The organism is Paenibacillus sp. FSL R5-0701 (genome assembly GCF_037973995.1).
Classification (GTDB): Bacteria; Bacillota; Bacilli; order Paenibacillales; family Paenibacillaceae; genus Paenibacillus.
The window spans coordinates 1,117,031-1,136,267 of record NZ_CP150230.1 but is presented as its reverse complement, the minus strand read 5'-3'; the positions used below and the strand labels follow the sequence as shown (position 1 = coordinate 1,136,267).

The window sequence follows — 19,237 nt, the reverse complement described above, 5'->3', positions numbered from 1 at the left end:
TATGGCTGATGAACCTTTTTTCAACTTTACATCCTACCATCTTCTACGTCCACGATCACCCCGATAGTCATCATTCAACTCACCAAGACGATCATATGTTTCTTTATATATCCGAATCACAGCCTGAACTTTGATAAAATCAGCATCTTCCGGTCCAAGTCCCTCCATAAACATTCTCTGAATGATCTGTTGGAAGAATTGCACTCTGGCCTCAATCTGTTCTTGCTCAAGCTGTAATATGTCTTCGAAACTGTGGTTCCCTATGTAATCCATCAACTCATCATCAGGACTGGAATAATCTGCGTTTCTTCGATCTGTAACCCATTCATCCGGCTCATTGGACTGGAGGTTAACACTGGTGCGTAATTGGGATAAGATGATTTTCTCTTTGGCCAACATGACATGAAAATCTTTGTTACGGAGCAGCTCCGATACAATCAGACTGCACATTTCACGATTTTGGATCAGTATGCCGTCAAATGGATGCAGCGTCCACTCCCCGTTTGCATAATACAGGTTAAAGTTAAAGAACTCACTGCCATATTTGTATTGAATATTAATCTTGGTCTCATCAATAATCTCAAATGAAAAGTCCAGCATGTTCAGCAAGCTCCTTTGCACAACCCCAGATTTTACCTTCATTCTATCAAATAAATGAAACAAAGAGACGCACTCAGCGTCCCTCGTAGAAAATAAAACCATGTATCACTGTCGATACGATATGCAGCGAGTCTCACCCTAATCCAGGAAAGACCCTAATGCACTGGAATCCGGTTTGTTTTTCTCCGGAATGGCAGCAGCCTTCGGCCCTTCCAGACCCAGTCGATCGCTCATTTTGGCGTTAAGTGTTGTCATCTTGTTGGTATAGTCATTACAGCTCTCGATAATCCGGCGATTGGACTGCTCGGACAGATCCAGCGCAGACATCAGATCACCCATTGCCTGATTGACTGCTTCAAGGGACATCGCCGGTTTGGACAACAGTTCATTCGTTTTCTCTGTTGTTGTCTTCAACAATCTGGCGTTCTCCTTAAATTGATCTTCAATCGTCTTATTCGTAGCTTCCACAGCAGAAATGACCTTCTCCTGATCATTAAGAGCCATGGCAATCATGGCCGAAACGGTGATCAGATTCGCTGTTTTATCAATGGCATTATTCACTGAATCGATCAGCTTGTCATTGTTATCATTAATGATGTCGGTAGCTGCGATCGCCTGATTGTACAGCATGATCATCTCTGTCATGGATTGGGTACGTGTTACCACTTTGCGCAACCCACGCTCCAGATGTGCTTTACGATTCTCGTTCTCAGGCTTGGCGATCTCGGTTTCGAACAATGCTTTCAATTGATTACCGAAGGAAATTTTGGTCTGCAGATTGTAGATCTCCTGAATGGAAGAACGTTTCAACTGACGCATATTCACGATGCTTTCTTCCAGGTTATCCTTACCGTCACGCAACCCGTTAATGATGGCATCAATGTTCGTGCGAACGGATTGATAACGGTATACGTAGTTTTTCAGCGGGCTTTTACGTAACAACTTCCCAACAAAACTCACATTTTTGCTTTGCTGCAAACTCTCACATTCATCACGGAGCTTCAGGATCATGTTGGATACCTCTGCCCGGTTCCCGGACATCAGTTCATTGACTGGACGATCAAGCAGCTTGAGAGTCTGTCCTGCTCTCTCTTGTGTTTTCACGCCCAACTTGCCGATATCATCCATTAAGGTATCCAGGTGAGCCGGATCACTTTGGGACACTTTCTGAATAAGCTGCGTTGCTTCCTGATTAATCCGTTGCTCATCTTCCTGCTTCAACTGAGCCCATTCCGTTGCCATGCCAATCCCTCCTATAATTCAGAGCTGTTATACCGTTGATGTATTAGTTCCGCTTTGTTCTGGAGCTCCATTAAGTCTTTATGTTCAATCGTTGATACAATATCCGATATCTTGGAATCTACATCTCGAAGACCATTCAGCAGCATACGCCGATTGTTGCGTTTCGCTTCTCCACTTAAACGCAGAAATGGATTAATAAAACCGTTCAGGTCTTTCAAAATCAGTCTGCGCACCGTATGGTTAATATCCCCGTTGTTCAGCTCCTGAAGGGAAGGAATCACACGCTGCAAACGGGCAAACAACGCCAATGATTTCTCCACGATCTCATTATCCAGTTCGTTCTTCTGACCTTCGGAGATGATCATGTCTTCCAGAACTTCCAGGTACTCAATCACCGGATCAAATACAGGATCTGGTTCAGTCCGGGAAGGCTTCGCTTGTTGTTCTGAGCCCGCGTGTTGTGCGGGAGTGGAGCTCGAATGGGACTGTGCCGGAGAAGCTTCTCTTGCCCCTGTTGGCACTGCGCTCGGCGCTTGTCCACCATTCAAACGGGATGGTTCATTTCCGATATCTGTGATATCTGTAATGGGTACAGGGGCTGATGACGAACCCTGGACCTGTGTACGTGGCGTGGAACGTGAAGGAATCAATCCTCCGACCACAGTTGCCAGTGCTGGAATTGCCCACGTGATGACATCCGGTAGAAAGGGACTCGAGATTGCCGCGAGACCATAACCGACCAATGCGCCTATACCTATCTTCGTTTTCCGTAACATTACTTGTCCTCCTGCCTGTAACAACACTTATACGTATTGTAAGAAAACCATCCAGAAGGTGTCAATGTTGAGGGAAATTCTCAGCTAGACGTGGTGTACTCCGCTTACCTTCTGAACGTCGATTATAAATGGCTGTTCGATATGACTTCCCAGAAGGCCAAACTTCGGATGAAGTGGTCCAATATCATGGCCAAGTGCAGACTTGACCGCCAGATACGGGAAGTTCACGCCCGACAGACAAGACATGTGCAACCCACCCGACATACGCGGATTAATCTCCAGTAGTTTCGGTGTATCCTTGCGATATTTCATCTGTATATTAAAATTATAAGGAATCCGATATACCTCTGCCACATTGCGGGCAATAGCCAGTAATTCCTCGTTTTCTTCAAGCAAACGCAAACGTCCTCTTTCTTTTCTACGCGGGATGGCCGTTATAAGTTTCCCATTGCGATCCGAAAGACAATCAATGCTGTATTCATACCCTTCCAGTACCTCCATCACCATGACATTTTGAAAGGACGGAGCAGAAGAGAACGCACGCAGGGCATCTTCATATGAAATCGAGTTAAGCGCATACCCGAACAACTCCTGCAACGGATCACGTTCATTGTTAATCACCCGGAATCCCATGCCGCCCTCACCATTACATGGTTTGAAACATACATCGTGTCCACTTGCGCGCAGCGCCTCATAGGCTTGCTGGAATTGTGCAGCATTACTGACCGTGAAATAATCCGGAATCTCCATAATGCCTTTCTCACGCACTGATTCATAGAATCGGTCTTTCTCCATCAATTGTTCCAGCAATTCCGTATCCGAGCATACGATAACCCGTGTACCGATCTCTTCGAACAAGGAGATATGTCTGCTGATGTCCAGCATGTTCCAGCGTGGAATAAACACATCAATCTGATGACGACGGCAAAAGTCGAGGCAAAAATCAACATATTCCCGACCCGTTACACGCGGTTCAACTTCTGCAACATCACAGCCCTGTAATGCCATGTGTCCCGGATCAGGATGAGTACCGTAGATCTCAAATTCCATGCCGTCCTCATTGTCCCGAATTGCATTCATATAATGATACGTTACAGAGAACCAACGGTTGAAGTAAATCTTCATTTTTTTCATTTATACGGTCTCCCTTATCTCGGCATGGTCTAGCTGAGTCTGTTGATCGTTGTGAATACGGTGAACGTAATCGAGAATCTCATCTGCTGCAAAAGCACCGAATTGTTCCGTAAATTGATACGGCACCAGCTCAGGTGCACGCTGTCTCTCCACATGTAATTCTCCGTGGGACGGAGCAATGGCATGCTGCGCAAAGTCCAGCAAACAGCGATCCAGCAAGGAATCACCCGAAGCAATCACAGCCACATCGCCAATGCGTTGCCTAATGTGCTCCACTGCAGCTCGTTTGTTCACGGCCGAAGGCACCAGATAGAGCTTCCGACCCTGGATCGAACTCTCCCATCCCAGCGTCTCTAACACCCGAATCTTGTCCGCAATACGCTCCATTGGAAGCTTGTCACGTTCGATCAAGAGTGCATAGAACAGCTCATCACACAATCGCTGATTAATCACCCATTCCGGGCTGAGTACATCGTCTAATAAATCCAGAATCTCTTCGGGAGTGGCTGCCTGCTGACGAAGTAAAGAGCGAATATGCAGGTTCCACTCATTGTCTACCTGACCATCAACAATAATGTTGCCACCATTGCTCGTCACCGCATATTTCGGAATACATTCGGTCTGAAAAATATGAATGCGTCGGTACTGCTCCACAGTACGTGTCGTCACAGGCATAAATACAATATCTTGCGGCAAAGACTGCAAACGCTCCAGTGCATATGCTGACATAAAAGCGGACAACTTGCCGTTAATCCACTCTGCGGGAACAAGTCCCGGTGTATCTTCGGGAATACGGAGCGCACGACGGGAGTACACCAACGTCTGGTCCAGATCACTTGCGTAGATCATCATTCTCCGCCACCTCCCAGGGATTGAATAATGCCGCAACAGGAATAGGTTAATCCCGGATATACCTCAACCGGCACATTTCTGTCTATGGCGAGCATCATGATATGTTGCAAATCCGGATTATCCAGACGGTCCACAAGAATCTTCCAAGGGACCCGGCGCAGTAGCACCCGGGTTGTTTCTCCGATTCCAGGTTTAATCAGATTGATGTTAGCAATGCCAAAGGATTGCTGAATGGACTCAATATCCTGCCAGCCTTTCCAGGTGATTTCCGAAGTACCGATAACATTGGCGTCCGTACGAAGTTCCGCTTGATTCATCACCTGTGGAAAATGCCGTGCAATGGTATCCACGTATTGGTTCGACACATCGTCAGAGGACCATTCACGATACCATTTAGCTCCGTGAAAATCTGTCGGCCCAATCAGATCATCCCGAAGCACTGTACGACTCACCAGTCCGGAGACGGTGGAATTCAGACAAGCGCTAGGAATGAGATAATCTTCTCTTGTCCCAAATGTGCCTGAACATTGCCCCGGATCGGCCAACACGGCAAGATCATCATCGAGGTTTACGCCATAAGTCCGTTCCATTTGGTCACAGGATTCTTTCAGCACTTTGCGAATAGCCCCTTTGCCGGTCCAACCGTCTACAAACTGAATGGCTGTTTCCAGCCCATGCTGCTGTAAAATATATAAAATTGCGTTCTCATCCATACCTTTGCCACGAATAATGGAAATGCTATAATGCGGAATCGTCACTTTGTATTTCAATTCAATATAACGCTTGATCAGGATGCCAACAGGGGTTCCCGCTCGAGCCAATGATACCAGCACAAGATTCAGGCCCCTGCGCTCTACGATCTTCTCAGCCACGATGGCGGTATGAAGTGCTATTCTTGCAGCGGATTGTTCCAACGTCTGGTGAAACAGCTCGATGTATTCGGCTGTGGGCTGATATTCCACGGGCAGCATCTCCGAATAATGAACCCCGGATTGGATCGCCTGCTCCCGTTCACCCGTTCCCTTTTCCAGATCCACATGGCTGATATCCTTCAGTAGGAAAACAACGTCCGATGCATCATAACTGCCCATCGGCTCGGGAGACGGAATCTCACGTTGTCTGATTAGCTCCAGTGTAGTTAAGTTCATTGCTCATTGTCCCCTGTCTTCTCTGGCAAGCCGCAATACACAATATGAATGTGACCGCATCCCAACTGCTCCAGTACCTTCACCATCGGTTCCATTCGCTCTTCGGACATCTGTCTCTCCAGCAGAACAAAAACCTCGTCATATTGTCCCGGGGCGATGTTGTAGATAAAGTTACGAACAGATGCGTCTTCCGGTGAGGCATATCCGGCACCACTACGAACAGCATATCCTGGAGCGGGATGTGTATGGATTGGACTGCGGGTAGTGGATTGATACCACACACCTTCTCCCATCTCGGCAGCAACACGCATTGGAATGTACATGAACTCCCCTGTTCCCATCACCAAAGTCCGTTCTCCCGTACGCTGCAACCGAAGTCGTTCTGCAATCCGGCTAACCTCCTGACGTAATACGCTATTATGACGGGATTGCACACCAAACCTGCCCGTATGCTGGACGTAGCTGGCTGTGCTACGTTTACCTTCACCATCCTCGGAAGTGGCTTGCAGCTGATGGAAGGCATCTGCAACGGTAGAAGTCTGAAGCGTTACGGCAGAATGAGATAACTGCTCATCTTGCTGTGTTGGTTCCAACTGTGGAGTACCTACCACTTCAATACGGCCCTTCAACAGGCTTAACGGTGTAATGGTAATTCCCAATTCTGCTTCCAGTTCGGCAAATCGAAGTTCGTCCGCTTCCGTACGCCAGTCTAGCAGCGAAGCAATCACATATTGCTTCCGGGGATATCTGGCCTGAATATCCCGAATGATATTCAACGTCGTTTTGCCCGTCGTAATCTCGTCGTCCACCAGAACAATCGGGCCCTCTCCTGCAAAGGCTTCATGATCCAGCGCATAACAACGATGAGCCATCGCGTGAGAATGTTCTTCTTCAAATTGAATATCTGGATTCATCGCTGGAACATATTCTCGAGTGGTGTGAATATAGGAAGCTTGATCAGCAAACATCTCGTACATGCTGTGGCCCAGCGCTGTCGCTGTCTCGGCAAAACCAACAAAACGAATCGTTTCCGGCAAACTCAAGCTTTCTTGCAACAGCATGTTGTACACTTGCCGAGCTTGCTGGGGATCAATCAATCCTTCGACCATTTCCCGTTTCCACTTGGTGATCTGATCTTTGGTCTCTTCCGTCTCCTCAGTCAGGTGCTCATATAACAGAACAGCCAATGCCGCGCCGCTCAGAAGCGAGGTATACGGGTTAACCGGGATGTGCTTGCCCAGCAGTCTGCTTACAAACAGAAATGAACGTTTCTTATTGATTCGTGCAGCCATGGAAAATAGAGATTCTAGTGGAAGTTGCAGCGGGTTATGTGTAACCTGAACGTTCAGACTGAATTGATCAAGAATTGGGAACGTAGTTGTGTTGTTGCTCATGTTTGGGCAAGAGCCCGACAAAATGCTGCTGTTCATGTAACACCCCATATATTTGTGATCGGATTAGAATTCGATTCGCCCAGCTCAAGTGTGGTTTAATCTCATTCATTTTGTTATAGTAATTACTTTTGAACACACCCAGGCTACCGTCATTACGGGCGATGATGTCTTGGGCATCAGAATATTCTTCATGTGTAACAACGTACATCGCTTGTACGGGCTTAATATGAGAAGGATGAATGATCGTTTTGCCAACAATTCCATTTTCCTTGTCCATCATGACTTCACGCATCAATCCATCCATTGTGTTCGTAATATATTTCATTCTCAGATGCAGCCCTGATTTGCCCAGGGTTTCTTCGAATGGAGTCTGTCGTAATTGAGGTTTGAACACGCGCTCCCGCTGACTGAAATATTCCCAGACAGGACCTGAGATCACATACGGCTTGTCCATTCGTCCAAACAGATTGATAATATCCGAGATGCAGTCACGGATCGTGGCGATATCGTATATGGTCAATTCAGGACTTCGGCGTAGTCCAAACAGGCTTGAGAAATCGGTCGCACCAATGCGTACATTGAGCACATATTCAACATGTTCATCGAGGATGTTTCGAAGGCCCAGTAAGGTCTCCCAACGTGTCTCCCGATATATAATTGAAGCCGTTTCCAATATGGGCATTCCATAGAGAACGGGATAATGATCCGGTTTCCGTTGATTATACTTGCGGATCTGGTCAAAATAGGCTCTTCCATTGCCCACACAAAACTTGGGCAATGCCACACCTGTCAGCATGGACACCAATTCTCCCAACGTATCAATCAGACGTTCCAACTGTTGTGGTGAACGTACACGAGCAAACAGAAGAGGCATTTGATCCTGACTCAGCATGCCTGTCTCCATATAAGTCATCAGTTGAGTTAGATGCTGTACCAGGCACTGCTCGGCAAACTCTACTTGGTCGTCACCTACAGCGTCCTCCAGATCAATAATAATGGTCGTCAGACCTTCATGCTTACCATTTATAATGTCGTCCGCGATATGTGCGCGCGTCGCGGGCATATATAAAGCAGCCCCAACAGCATATGCCAGTAGATCTTTGGAAGTCCGGTGATTGAACGAGACGGGTGAAGAGAAAAATAAAGTATCTTCTTCTTCCAGACTCAAAAAGTTAAAATATTTCAGGATTGTCTCCTCCTCGCACCTTTGGCAATAGCCAATCTGCAATAGTTGATTCCAGCTGTCGGGGCATAAAAACCAATCCCTCCTAATCTGGAGGGATTGAATGAATACATACGAATGATTACTTTCTTCCCGCAACCCACTGCATTCCCCAATCATGAGCCTCGTCCAACGCCTGATGCCCATTATAGAACTGCACAATTCGTTCAATACTGAATGTCTCATTGTTCACATTGCGTAACATCGCGATGCCACACATGCCAAGCGGGCTCCCGTATTCATTCATTCGGACAATGATATCCGGGCCGTCCTTCTGCTGGATGGTTACCACACCGTCTACTTGAGACCAGTTGGCCACACCACCATAAATATAGGTAAATACCAAGATGCGCTCAATTTCCGAGATACGTGCACCATTAATCCGCAGATTTTCTCCCGTCTTAACAGATCCCGTCCGGTCATCCCCATCCAGTGCAATATAAGGGAAACGGTTCAGTGAACCAAACCTCTGTCCCAAGGCCTGAATCACATCTCGTGTACCATCCTTCATCTCGAACAGGCAGCCCAAGTCCAGATCCACACTCTTGCTGCGACCAAATAACCCTTTGCTGCCCTGTTGATTCCAGTTCAAGTTAATCAGGATTTCACCAAGTCCCCCCGCATTTTTCTTGAGGTTAATGGTGTCGCCCTTCTTCTTCAATTCAATTTTGCTGAAATTGATCGAATTCACAGGAGCAGGCGTAGGTTCTGGTACGGATGCCGGGGGTGGTGGAATCGGTGCAGCTGTCGGGGGAACGGTTGATGTGGTTGGCGCAGCGTCTGATCCACCATCCACATCTACACCAAAGTTAGCGCAGAGTGCATTCAGACCACCTGCAAAACCCGACCCTATTGCATTGAACTTCCATTCTCCGTTATGGCGATACAATTCACCAATGACAATCGCGGTCTCCACTGTAAACCCGCTACCCAGATCATATCTCATCACTTCCTGACCTGTAGCTGCATTGGCAAACCGTAGAAAACCATGCTGAACCTGTCCAAAATGATGGCGTCGTGCTTCACCGTCATGAATCGTCAGGCTGAAGGCAATTTTCTCAATTCGGGCAGGGATTTTGACAAGATCAATGGCGAATTGTTTCTTCTCGCCACCAACCTGTCCACCATCCATATACGTGATGAACGAGGTAGAGGGCTGATTATAGAAGATAAAATCTTCATCTCCAGCCACTTTATTGTCTGAACCCAGAAGGAATGCTGATGTGTCCAGCTCCACACCCGAGGCTGCCTCCCAACCAATGCCTACTGTTAGACGGGACAAGCCCGGATTGGTTTTGGTCAGATCACTCTTCTGGCCTTTCACGACAGAAATCGCCATAGCAGAATCACCTTTCTATGCCAAGTTATTGTGCATCCAGTCCGTAATTTTTGCATAAAGCAGATAGTCCACCTGTGAAACCGCTGCCTACCGCCTGGAATTTCCAGTCCGCACCTGCACGGTAAAACTCACAGAACACCACAGCTGTTTCTGTGGAATAGTCCTCTCCGAGGTCGAAACGAAGCACTTCCCGATCACTTGCAGCATCTACAACACGAACAAAAGCGTTGGAGACTTGTCCAAAATTCTGCCCTCGTCCATCTCCATCATAGATGGTTACCGTAATACCGATCCGGTGAATGTGCGCAGGGATTTTGCTGAAGTCAACGACAACTTGCTCATCATCGCCGTCTCCCTCACCCGTACGATTGTCACCGGTATGTGTCACTGAACCCTCACCGCCGCTTGGATTGTTGTAAAAAACAAAGTCATCCGTACCTTTGGCTTTTCCATCTTCGTACAACAAAAAAGCCGAAGCGTCCAGGTCAAAATCGACTCCACCACTATATTTGTTTGTATCCCAACCTAAACCAACTACCACACGGGTAAGGCCCGGATTCGTCTTAGTCAGGTCAATACGTTGTCCTTTGGCAAGACTGATCGTCATTTGTTTTTCCACCTTTCCAAGTTATGTGATTAAATGAAAAGGAGAACCGTCCAGGAGACGGTTCTTCCCATCCTGTAAGTCGCTCTGTACGTCCTATTGCAAACCGTAATCGCGTGTTAATCCAACCAATCCATCCTGGTAACCACTACCGATGGCACTGAACTTCCACTCGCCGTTATGACGATACAATTCACCAACAACTACACCCGTTTCAATGGAGAAGTCTTCTCCCAGGTCGAAACGAATCAGTTCTTCGTTGTTTGCTTCGTTAACAATTCGCACATAAGCACGGGAGACTTGTCCGAAGTTCTGGCTACGGTCCGTAGCTTCGTAGATCGTAATGGAGAATGCAATTTTCTCTACATTTGCGGGTACGTTAGGCAGGTCGATATTGATCTGCTCATCATCACCATCGCCATCTCCTGTACGGTTGTCACCGGTGTGAACAACAGAACCATTTTCATTTTGTGGATTGTTGAAGAAAATGAAGTTTTTCTCGCCTTCTACTTTACCGTTTGCATTGGCACAGAATACCGATACGTCCAGGTCAAAGTCTTTTCCGCCATCATACTTGTTGGTATCCCAGCCCAAGCCTACTGTGATTTTTGTCAAACCTGGGTTCGTTTTAGTCAGATCGATTTTTTGACCTTTAGAGAGATTAATTGCCATCGTATGATCATCCTCGCTTATTTATAATTTATTGTAGTTATCGTTACATATGAATATCAGGATAATTGTCGAATTAGATTAAATCTTGTACTTAGGAGTACTTGCGAGCGAGTTCGTTGATATGTACCGCATGGGAACCCTCTCCAATTGCCGAGAATTTCCATTCGCCTCCATGACGATACAATTCACCACAGATCAACGCTGTTGAACCTGTGTAGTTATCGGATAGATTGAACTTCACGAGCTCACTGGAATTTTTACCATCCAGAATACGAATATAAGCCTTCTCAATCATGCCAAAATCTTGCTTGCGATTGACACAATCGTAGATATTAACAACGATTAATACTTTATGAACATCAGCAGGAATACGGGACAGATCCATTTTGATCTGTTCGTCGTCACCGTCTCCCTGTCCTGTTAGATTGTCACCTGAATGGATAACCGAACGACATGCACTTTGCTTGTTGTGGAAGCAAACCAGGTTGGAGTCCTTGACCAACTTGCCTTCCTCATTCAACATGATCGCCGATGCATCACAATCGACATCCGCTTGTTTTTTTCTTCCGAAGAAACCTTTGGCAGTTACCGGGTCCCAACCGAGACCAGCAATCACCTCAGTAAGTCCTGCATTGCCTTTGGTTAAATCAATCTTCTGTCCTTTGACCAAATTAATGCTTGCCACTGATTTTCACCTCCCTTCATATGTAAAATAGCTACTTAGAGATTGAATTCACTCGGGTTCAGTCCAAGTACGATGCATATCTCGGCAACGACTCTTTTCTCCTGATCATCAAAGTTGCCGTCAGCTGAACCAATCGCACTGCATACACCCACAATAACGCGTCCTACATCCGGCTTGGCTTTGAATTTCCCAATGGCTTTCAGCGCTTCCTGCTTCCCGATCTCTGGAGAGAACTCAAAGTTTGCAACATAATGATTAAAGCGTGTAATCACTTCAGCCATATCAAATACTTTCAATTCCTGACTCAGGTTGATATAACCGGCCATCTTGTTCTTTTCCGCTTCGTCAATGGAACCATCTGCAAAAGCAACCAGTGCACACCCTGCAACCACGGCATCCATAAAATCTTTATTTTTAAACTTTTTGACTTGCTCTTCAAGTCCTTGTTTTGTTGAATTTAACCAGCCTTTAAATGAACTCATACTCAACCTCCAATAGTTTCAACCTGGTGTTCCATACATTCTTTTCATGATTTTTCAGTAACTTTCATATCTACATCATGTTGAATATAAGTTAAATTATTCCTTAACTATACTCTGAAATACGGCAATATTCTACATTTAAAAACAATTAATACCTTATGATACGCATCGTTCTGGATATAGTTTCATGCGAAATGCGAGAACTTTCTATTCACTTCATTTTTCAGTCAAATATTCCCCTATTTGAAGCCCAAACCTAAAAAGGCTCTGATCAGGGGATCAGAGCGCTTATTTCTACCAATACCAAAATTATAAATCGTATGAATGATTTGAATCCTTGAATTCACTCTGCTTTTTCAAAATCAGCTTGTTGCTGTTCATAGATTTCATAGAAATCGTCCCAGACCAATACATTATCCTTTTCCTTGCCCCACCAGTCTTTGTACCATGCTTCAATCTCCGGGCCACCGCCTTGTTCCCACTTCTGCTGTGCTTCCGTTGCAGCCTGTTCGATCGTATATTTGCTTCCCCCAATGATGGAACGGGTAAAAATATCGTTGATCGCTGTTGTCACATTGGTCAACTTGACCTGAAGCTCCTTGGGTAGCTGCGGCATATGTTCTGAATGGGTAACGCCCTCTCCCACCGGAAGATCCGTCATGTATACCTCACGCGCTTCCTTGAATAGTCGAAGTCCTTCCTTCTGCGACGGGATCTCTTCGCTGAACAGCATTTCTGTGTACCCGCATTTGCCTTCCTCCAGACGGCTGTACAACATGGCGTAATCGCCTGCCCAGCTGATCTCCTGCTTGTATTTCTCCTGATCAGAGATGCGCGGACAGCCTTGATCGTTTAACGTATAATGCGTGTTTCCAAATCCATTTTTGAAGGTTCGGCCCGACTCTGTTTTGGTCAGAAAATCGATATATTGCATAACTGCTTCCGGATTTTTGGCTCGCGCATTCACAGCTGCAGTCATCTGAACGGGGTTATTCCACACCATCGTGTGCTGTCCTACGGACGTGGTTGGCAGAGCGATGACCTTTAATCTGGCCTCAGGAACATTCTGCATCAGTGTATCCAGTTCCTTCGCTGCAAACCCGGTATAATCCGAAGTCATGGCCGCGTACATACCGATTTTGCCGTTCAGGAAATCCTGCTTCGCCTTGGCCCCGTCCTTATCGGTCAATAAGTCCTTATCGACCACACCTGCTTCATATAATGCACGTTTGAATGCCGTGGCTTCTTTCATGTTGTTGGGACCAACCACCATCTCCCCGTCCTCCACATTCACCCAGTTAGCGTTGTACATATAGCGGAATAGACCCGCTGTATCGCCGAACTGAAATCCACCGATGCCGTATGTATCCTTAGCTCCGTTTCCATCGGGATCATTCTCCGTGAAGGCCTTGGCTACCGCCAGCATCTCTTCTTCATTGGTCGGTACCTCCAGATTCAACTTTTCCAGCCAGTCTTCCCGAATGAAGAAGCTCGTTAGTGGAAACACCTCGTTCATACGTCCCACTTCATAGAGCTTACCATCGCTTTTGATACCGGCCTTCTTGAGCTGGGGATATTTCTCCATCAAAGCTTTGTATTCCACACTTGAGTTCTCGATCAACTCATCCAGCGGCATCAGCTGTTTCTGATTAAACAGTGTGTTACGGATGGGCGTACCGAATTCAAAAATAATATCCGGTGCACTGCCAGAAGCGAATAATACGTTAAGTTTCGACTGAGACTCCCAGCGGGGAACTGCTGTATATTTTACATTTGCCGGGCCATTCTCGTTAATCCACTTGGACCACATATTATCTTCGATCGTACCCATGCCGCTTGGGACCGCGCCCCGATCATAGATCGTTGACGTAATGTTCCCCCTGTTGCCTTCGCCTTCCGCCTGTTCGCTACCGTTACCTCCTGTACATCCCGCCAGCAAACCACCGATCAAGCCCAGAACGAGACCCGACTTCATCCATGCCTTCATCGTTAACGCCATAGATAAGACCCTCTTTCTTTCCTGTAATATGAACCCATGCGGGTTAACCCACAGCCTGCTTTAACCTTTAATTGATCCGAGCATGACCCCTTTAACGAAGTACTTCTGCAAGAACGGATACACTGCCAAAATGGGTATGACCATCACAATGACAGCTGCTGCCCGGATGCCTTCCGGGGTCAGATTCGATATCATCGTTGGATCGGTAAAATCCTGTACATTCAGATTGGACATAATCATATTTTGGACGAGCACGGTCATGTTGTATTTGGACGTATCATTGATATAAATCATCACACTCATGAACGAATTCCAGTAACCCACGCCGTAAAAGAGAGCAATAGTCGCCAGCAAAGGTTTGGATAATGGCAATACGATTCGGAACAAAAGCCCCAGTTCACCACAACCATCGATGCGCGCAGCCTCGTCCACTTCCCCCGGCAGATTTTCAAAATAAGATCGCATAATCAGCATGTTGTAAGTGCTCACCAGGCCCGGTAGCCAAAGCGCGCCGTAACTGTTCACAAGACCGAGATTTTGCACGACCAAATACGTCGGGATGAGTCCACCGTTAAAAATCATCGTGAACACCATCGCCATCGTAAAGAAGCGCCGGTGATAAAAATGTCTACGTGACAGCGGATATGCCGCCATAATCGTCACCGCCATGCTGAGCCCTGTACCGATCAATGTGATCTCCACACTGTTCCAGAATGCATTCAGAATCGGCGTTCCCGTAATTAGGCTGTGATAGGAGAACCAAGTGAAATCGACGGGCCATAACCCCACTTGACCTGAAACAACCGCTCTCGCATCACTAAATGACAAGGCAACAATGTTCAGTAAGGGCAGGATACAGCTAACGGCAACCAATGACAACAATACATAATTGATTAGATAAAAGACTTTTTCTCCTTTGGTTTTTCTCATGCTGTTCTCCCTCCTACCACAAACCTTCGTTAAATCGACGCGCGATATAATTTGCACTAAAAATGAGGATAAATGCAACCAGTGATTCGAACAATCCCATCGCCGTTGTCAGGCTGAACTGTGCTCCCTGAAGACCGGTGCGGTAGATATAGGTACTGATTACATCCGCTATCTCATTGACATTGGAATTCTGAAGCATATACACCTGGTCGAATCCGACCTCCATCACCCGCCCCATCGACAGAATCAGCAGAAGAATAATGGTGGAGCGTATACCCGGAAGGGTGACATGCCAGATCTGACGCATTTTGCTGGCCCCATCCATCTGTGCAGCCTCGTATTGGCTCGGATCAATGGTCGTTAGTGCCGCGAGAAAAATGATGGCATTGAAGCCCATGTCCTTCCAGATCCCTGAGCCGACAAATACCGCAACCCATGAACCCTTGTTGTACATGAACGGATAAGGTGCTCCCGTCCAGGCCTCGACCCAGCGGTTTACGATCCCATTTTCCAAAGAGAAAACCGTCATGATCATCATCGCAATGATGACCCAGGAAAAGAAGTGTGGCATATAGACCACCGTCTGCACCGTTCGCTTAAAGGCCATGTTTCGCACTTCATTCAGCATAATGGCCAGAATAATTGGAATGGGAAACCCGATAATGATGCTTAACAGACTGAGGAACAAGGTGTTGCGAATAATCTCCACCGTGCGCGGATCACTGAACAGCGTCTGAAAATGCTGAAAGCCCACCCATGGACTGTTCCACAGCCCATCATAGAAGTTGTAGTCCTTGAAGGCCATGACCAGCCCTCCGATGGGTGCATAACGAAAGGTAAGGTAGAACATAATCACCGGAACAAACATCAAGATTAACGGTATATTCATCTTGAATCGTCGAAGCCGCTGCTGCCGAATCCGTTGCTTCATTTCACTGTCCGGCGGTTGTAATCCAGACGGCGGACCTGCGGTCAGTTCCCCCTTCACATCCATCACTCCTCTCTGCTGTTGATGTACTATAGTTGTATTTTAGATAAAAATGTAAGCGTAAACATTTGTTATTTAACGATCCTTTTATAATTTTCTACGCAAAAATAACCCCACATGGTGGGGTTGCCCTTGGAAACGAACAGATATTAAGAGAAGGCTTCTCTTTAATTGTGACCCTACAGTAGTTCAAGGGGGATTGCTACCGGGCACTTCACTTGGCTACTTGCTTGCGATATTCGCGGGGCGATACCCCCGTCATCTGTTTGAATACGGTTGTAAAATAACTGGAGTTATCGAACCCAGTCAGTTCCGCGATATCTGCCATGCTCTGCCGAGTGCTGTGCAGCAGCAGCTTCGCCTTATCGATTCGGCGCTTGCTGACATATTGGCTGAAGCCTTGTCCTGTTTCTTTTTTGAACAAATGGCTCAAGTAGTTGGGTGTCACATGAACATGGGCAGCCACGGCCTGCAACGTGCATGTGCTGGAATAGTTCATTTCAATATACTGTATAACACGTGTAACGACATGATCCTGCTGTTCCTGAGTTAGCCGCATCAGCATATCCACCCACTCTTCGCTCTTGCATCTGGCCCAAGCGATGACTTCAGGTATGGTATGAATCCAGAGCAGTGGATCTGGGGCAGTTGAGTCCATACCACCGGATTCCTGAGGCTGAAGCTGTTGTACTAGTAAGTCCATCATGACCTTCATAAGCATATGAATCTCCGCTTTGCCTTGTGACAAGCTCATCCCGGATACTTCTTCCAGCAATATCTCGATCCGATTCATTATCGATCCGAATTGATGGTGGAGCAGCAACGAAGTCAGTTCCTCTCGCAGTCTCTCGGTACGGTCCACCTGGCTGTATTGTTCCCTGATCCGAATGTCGGACTGTTTTCGGCGATATCGTTCATGTGCCTTTTGTAACACCTGACATGCTTCATCGAGCGAGAACGGCTTTAACAAAAATTCAATTGCCCCATACCGGATGGCACGCTGTGCATATTCGAACTCACGATAACCTGTCAAAATGATAATCATAATGTCCAGTCCACTCTCGTGTATGCGTTCGGCCAAATCTAGACCATCCATCACAGGCATGTTGATATCCGTAATGATCAGATCAGGTGTGCAGCTATGTACAGCCTGTATCGCTTCTTCTCCATCGGCCGCTTCCCCAACGACCTCCCACCCGAGGGGGTTATTGCGAACCAGATGAATCAGACCCTGACGAAATAACGCTTCATCATCCACTACGAGCAAACGTCCATTCAACAGAACCTACTCCTCTCAGTCACCTGAATTTCCCGGCATGAGTCCTCACCGATCTGATAAGGCAAACGAAGACGTACTAGCGTACCCTCTCCCACAGTCGACTCGATCTGTACACCGTAGGGTTCACCGTGAATCAACTCAATTCTTCGAAGTACACTCCGCATGCCAATGTGCTGACGTTCCTCATCTGCATGTGCCACTGGCGTCATAATGCGTTCAATGACCGATGCATGCATGCCGCAGCCGTTATCTGAAATTTCAATGATGAGCAGATCCGGCTCTCCTTCATGCCCGTTTTGCCGCGAGCCACGAATCTCCAGATGGCGGTTGTTCCTTTTGTCCGAGAAGGCATGAACAAAAACATTCTCCACGATGGGCTGAAGCAACAGTCGGATCACCTGACAGCGAAGCAATTCAGTAGAAACGGCAATTTCAATCAACAAGGCTTCCTGATACCGGGCCTGCTGAATCTGCAGGTAGTGATCTATTTGCTTCATCTCATCCTGCACGGTCGTCAGTCGCTGCACGGGTTCCAGCGTATACTGCAGCATCTCGGACAAGGCAGTGACCAGGCGCGCCGATTTCTCATCACCAAGCATATAGAACTTCCAGAAAAACATGCTCAGCGTGTTATACAGAAAATGGGGATTCAGCTGGGCCTGAATAGCTTTGAGTTCAGCTTCTTTTTCACTGAGTTCGCGCTCGTACACTTCATGTATAAGCGTATCAATCCGGGAAGCCATTGCATTGAATCGTTCACCGATGAAACCGAGCTCATCCCGTGTCTCGATCCGTACCCGTGTATCGAACTGTCCATCACGCACTCTTTTCATCGCGTTGACTAGACTCGCAAGTGGACGCAACAGTCTGCCGCTAATTACGGTAATGATGAACCAGGAGCATAATATGCTGGCTACCGCAGAGAACACAGCAACTTTTACAATGATCTTTCCCTTGTTCTGAATCTGAGCGAGTGAGACCTTGCTGACCAGGGTGAAGCCCGCTTTGTCTGACGTTTGCTTCGTATACAATTGGGTTGTTCCCTGCTCGTCCCTGATCTCCGTCGCCCCTAGGCTTAGCTCGGTAAGTGGTGGTGGATCCGCATCCTGATTATGAAAGGCATAAAGAAGCTCACCATCTGCGTCAAATAAGTAGACAGCAACTTCCTCATTCAGTCGCAGATCTTTGAGATACGATTCGAACAACGAGGTGTTAAACAGAATTAGCATTACGCCATAGGTCTCCAGATCAACAGACCGCATTAATCGTCCCGCCAGAATCCAATTGGATTGTTCCTCCTGCAAGAAGGCATCCGGCCCCAAACGATTCCAACCATATTCGCCGCCCGTTCCTTCCAGTCTATGAACCATCTCTGCCAAATAGGAAGGATCCATCTGTTGAAATGAGCCAGCAAAGGCGCCGAGATTAAATATGTTATCCTTCAGGTCATATATGCGGAGCCCCATGATCTCCGGTGCATCCAGCCTTACCTGATACAACTGATCATCCAGTTCATCTTCTAGCTTCATCTGATCATAGGAGGAGATGCCAGAGGTCTGTGCTTTGATGGCACTTTTTACGGAAGGATTCAGTGTGATATAATCGGTGACTTTATACATGTCGTGTACCCTGGAATCCAGACGTGCAAGAATCTGCTCTGCGGTAAGACTATACTGGCGACTGACCTCTTCATTAAACAGGTCGATATGGATGCGATAGGTGATCAACCCTGTGATTCCGGAGATTAAGACCGTTGCGGTAGATAAAAACAAGATTAGCTTCGTTTTAAATTTAAAGCGTTTACAAAAGTTCATCCACCACATCTTTTACACACCTCACCTATATTCCGTACATGTCTTACTCCTAAAAACATATCATACACCTATTGGAA

General features: G+C 46.8%; 18 protein-coding genes. All 18 read right to left on the bottom strand.

Features of this window, described 5'->3' with window-relative positions:
- Positions 1-33: 33 nt before the first annotated feature.
- Positions 34-600 (bottom strand): hypothetical protein, encoded by a 567-nt coding sequence (locus MKZ13_RS05140; protein WP_339182374.1) that lies wholly within the window; start codon positions 598-600, stop codon positions 34-36.
- A 138-nt stretch (positions 601-738) separates the two neighbouring features.
- A complete protein-coding gene (locus MKZ13_RS05135; protein ID WP_036606281.1) occupies positions 739-1,842 on the bottom strand; it encodes a toxic anion resistance protein in 1,104 nt (367 codons plus the stop codon).
- A gap of 11 nt (positions 1,843-1,853) precedes the next feature.
- Entirely contained in the window at positions 1,854-2,618 is a 765-nt protein-coding gene (locus tag MKZ13_RS05130) for a hypothetical protein (RefSeq protein ID WP_339182373.1), read from the bottom strand.
- Between the two features lie 84 nt (positions 2,619-2,702).
- Positions 2,703-3,752, bottom strand: a complete 1,050-nt coding sequence (locus tag MKZ13_RS05125; RefSeq protein WP_339182372.1) for an ATP-grasp domain-containing protein — start codon at positions 3,750-3,752, stop codon at positions 2,703-2,705.
- Positions 3,753-4,601 carry a hydrolase gene (locus MKZ13_RS05120; RefSeq protein ID WP_339185337.1) on the bottom strand — a complete coding sequence of 283 codons (849 nt, stop codon included), beginning with the start codon at positions 4,599-4,601 and terminating at the stop codon, positions 3,753-3,755.
- Positions 4,601-5,752, bottom strand: a complete 1,152-nt coding sequence (locus MKZ13_RS05115; RefSeq protein WP_339182371.1) for a cysteine protease StiP family protein — start codon at positions 5,750-5,752, stop codon at positions 4,601-4,603. The genes MKZ13_RS05120 and MKZ13_RS05115 overlap by 1 nt, the downstream gene beginning before the upstream one ends.
- Positions 5,749-7,044, bottom strand: coding sequence for a phosphoribosyltransferase family protein (locus MKZ13_RS05110; protein ID WP_339185335.1), 1,296 nt, complete (start codon positions 7,042-7,044; stop codon positions 5,749-5,751). The genes MKZ13_RS05115 and MKZ13_RS05110 overlap by 4 nt, the downstream gene beginning before the upstream one ends.
- Positions 7,045-7,111: 67 nt before the next feature.
- A complete protein-coding gene (locus tag MKZ13_RS05105; protein ID WP_076213453.1) occupies positions 7,112-8,314 on the bottom strand; it encodes an HpcH/HpaI aldolase/citrate lyase family protein in 1,203 nt (400 codons plus the stop codon).
- Between the two features lie 136 nt (positions 8,315-8,450).
- Complete coding sequence (locus MKZ13_RS05100; protein WP_339182368.1) at positions 8,451-9,707, bottom strand: TerD family protein; 1,257 nt, start codon at positions 9,705-9,707, stop codon at positions 8,451-8,453.
- 25 nt (positions 9,708-9,732) lie between these two features.
- Complete coding sequence (locus MKZ13_RS05095) at positions 9,733-10,314, bottom strand: TerD family protein (RefSeq protein ID WP_221819295.1); 582 nt, start codon at positions 10,312-10,314, stop codon at positions 9,733-9,735.
- 93 nt (positions 10,315-10,407) lie between these two features.
- Positions 10,408-10,983, bottom strand: a complete 576-nt coding sequence (locus MKZ13_RS05090) for a TerD family protein (RefSeq protein ID WP_221818919.1) — start codon at positions 10,981-10,983, stop codon at positions 10,408-10,410.
- Positions 10,984-11,074: 91 nt separating this feature from the next.
- A complete protein-coding gene (locus MKZ13_RS05085; protein WP_145321026.1) occupies positions 11,075-11,668 on the bottom strand; it encodes a TerD family protein in 594 nt (197 codons plus the stop codon).
- 35 nt (positions 11,669-11,703) lie between these two features.
- A complete protein-coding gene (locus MKZ13_RS05080) occupies positions 11,704-12,150 on the bottom strand; it encodes a tellurite resistance TerB family protein (RefSeq protein WP_221818917.1) in 447 nt (148 codons plus the stop codon).
- A gap of 343 nt (positions 12,151-12,493) precedes the next feature.
- Positions 12,494-14,137, bottom strand: a complete 1,644-nt coding sequence (locus tag MKZ13_RS05075) for an extracellular solute-binding protein (protein WP_339182365.1) — start codon at positions 14,135-14,137, stop codon at positions 12,494-12,496.
- Between the two features lie 72 nt (positions 14,138-14,209).
- Complete coding sequence (locus MKZ13_RS05070) at positions 14,210-15,079, bottom strand: carbohydrate ABC transporter permease (RefSeq protein ID WP_036606256.1); 870 nt, start codon at positions 15,077-15,079, stop codon at positions 14,210-14,212.
- Positions 15,080-15,092: 13 nt separating this feature from the next.
- Positions 15,093-16,010, bottom strand: a complete 918-nt coding sequence (locus tag MKZ13_RS05065; protein WP_243391250.1) for an ABC transporter permease subunit — start codon at positions 16,008-16,010, stop codon at positions 15,093-15,095.
- A 271-nt stretch (positions 16,011-16,281) separates the two neighbouring features.
- Positions 16,282-17,346, bottom strand: a complete 1,065-nt coding sequence (locus MKZ13_RS05060) for a response regulator (RefSeq protein ID WP_339182363.1) — start codon at positions 17,344-17,346, stop codon at positions 16,282-16,284.
- Positions 17,343-19,118: a histidine kinase gene (locus MKZ13_RS05055; protein ID WP_339182361.1), complete on the bottom strand. Its 1,776-nt coding sequence runs from the start codon at positions 19,116-19,118 to the stop codon at positions 17,343-17,345. The genes MKZ13_RS05060 and MKZ13_RS05055 overlap by 4 nt, the downstream gene beginning before the upstream one ends.
- Positions 19,119-19,237 lie beyond the last annotated feature (119 nt).

Excerpts from the sequence above, each read along its gene's own strand:
- MKZ13_RS05120 (WP_339185337.1), bottom strand. The coding sequence starts at position 4,601 with ATGATCTACGCAAGTGATCTGGACCAGACGTTGGTGTACTCCCGTCGT.
- MKZ13_RS05090 (WP_221818919.1), bottom strand. The coding sequence starts at position 10,983 with ATGGCAATTAATCTCTCTAAAGGTCAAAAAATCGATCTGACTAAAACG.
- MKZ13_RS05135 (WP_036606281.1), bottom strand. The coding sequence starts at position 1,842 with ATGGCAACGGAATGGGCTCAGTTGAAGCAGGAAGATGAGCAACGGATT.
- MKZ13_RS05070 (WP_036606256.1), bottom strand. The coding sequence starts at position 15,079 with ATGAGAAAAACCAAAGGAGAAAAAGTCTTTTATCTAATCAATTATGTA.
- MKZ13_RS05095 (WP_221819295.1), bottom strand. The coding sequence starts at position 10,314 with ATGACGATCAGTCTTGCCAAAGGACAACGTATTGACCTGACTAAGACG.
- MKZ13_RS05125 (WP_339182372.1), bottom strand. The coding sequence starts at position 3,752 with ATGAAAAAAATGAAGATTTACTTCAACCGTTGGTTCTCTGTAACGTAT.
- MKZ13_RS05100 (WP_339182368.1), bottom strand. The coding sequence starts at position 9,707 with ATGGCGATTTCTGTCGTGAAAGGCCAGAAGAGTGATCTGACCAAAACC.
- MKZ13_RS05140 (WP_339182374.1), bottom strand. The coding sequence starts at position 600 with ATGCTGGACTTTTCATTTGAGATTATTGATGAGACCAAGATTAATATT.
- MKZ13_RS05065 (WP_243391250.1), bottom strand. The coding sequence starts at position 16,010 with ATGAAGCAACGGATTCGGCAGCAGCGGCTTCGACGATTCAAGATGAAT.
- MKZ13_RS05115 (WP_339182371.1), bottom strand. The coding sequence starts at position 5,752 with ATGAACTTAACTACACTGGAGCTAATCAGACAACGTGAGATTCCGTCT.
- MKZ13_RS05130 (WP_339182373.1), bottom strand. The coding sequence starts at position 2,618 with ATGTTACGGAAAACGAAGATAGGTATAGGCGCATTGGTCGGTTATGGT.
- MKZ13_RS05110 (WP_339185335.1), bottom strand. The coding sequence starts at position 7,044 with ATGGCTGCACGAATCAATAAGAAACGTTCATTTCTGTTTGTAAGCAGA.
- MKZ13_RS05075 (WP_339182365.1), bottom strand. The coding sequence starts at position 14,137 with ATGAAGGCATGGATGAAGTCGGGTCTCGTTCTGGGCTTGATCGGTGGT.
- MKZ13_RS05080 (WP_221818917.1), bottom strand. The coding sequence starts at position 12,150 with ATGAGTTCATTTAAAGGCTGGTTAAATTCAACAAAACAAGGACTTGAA.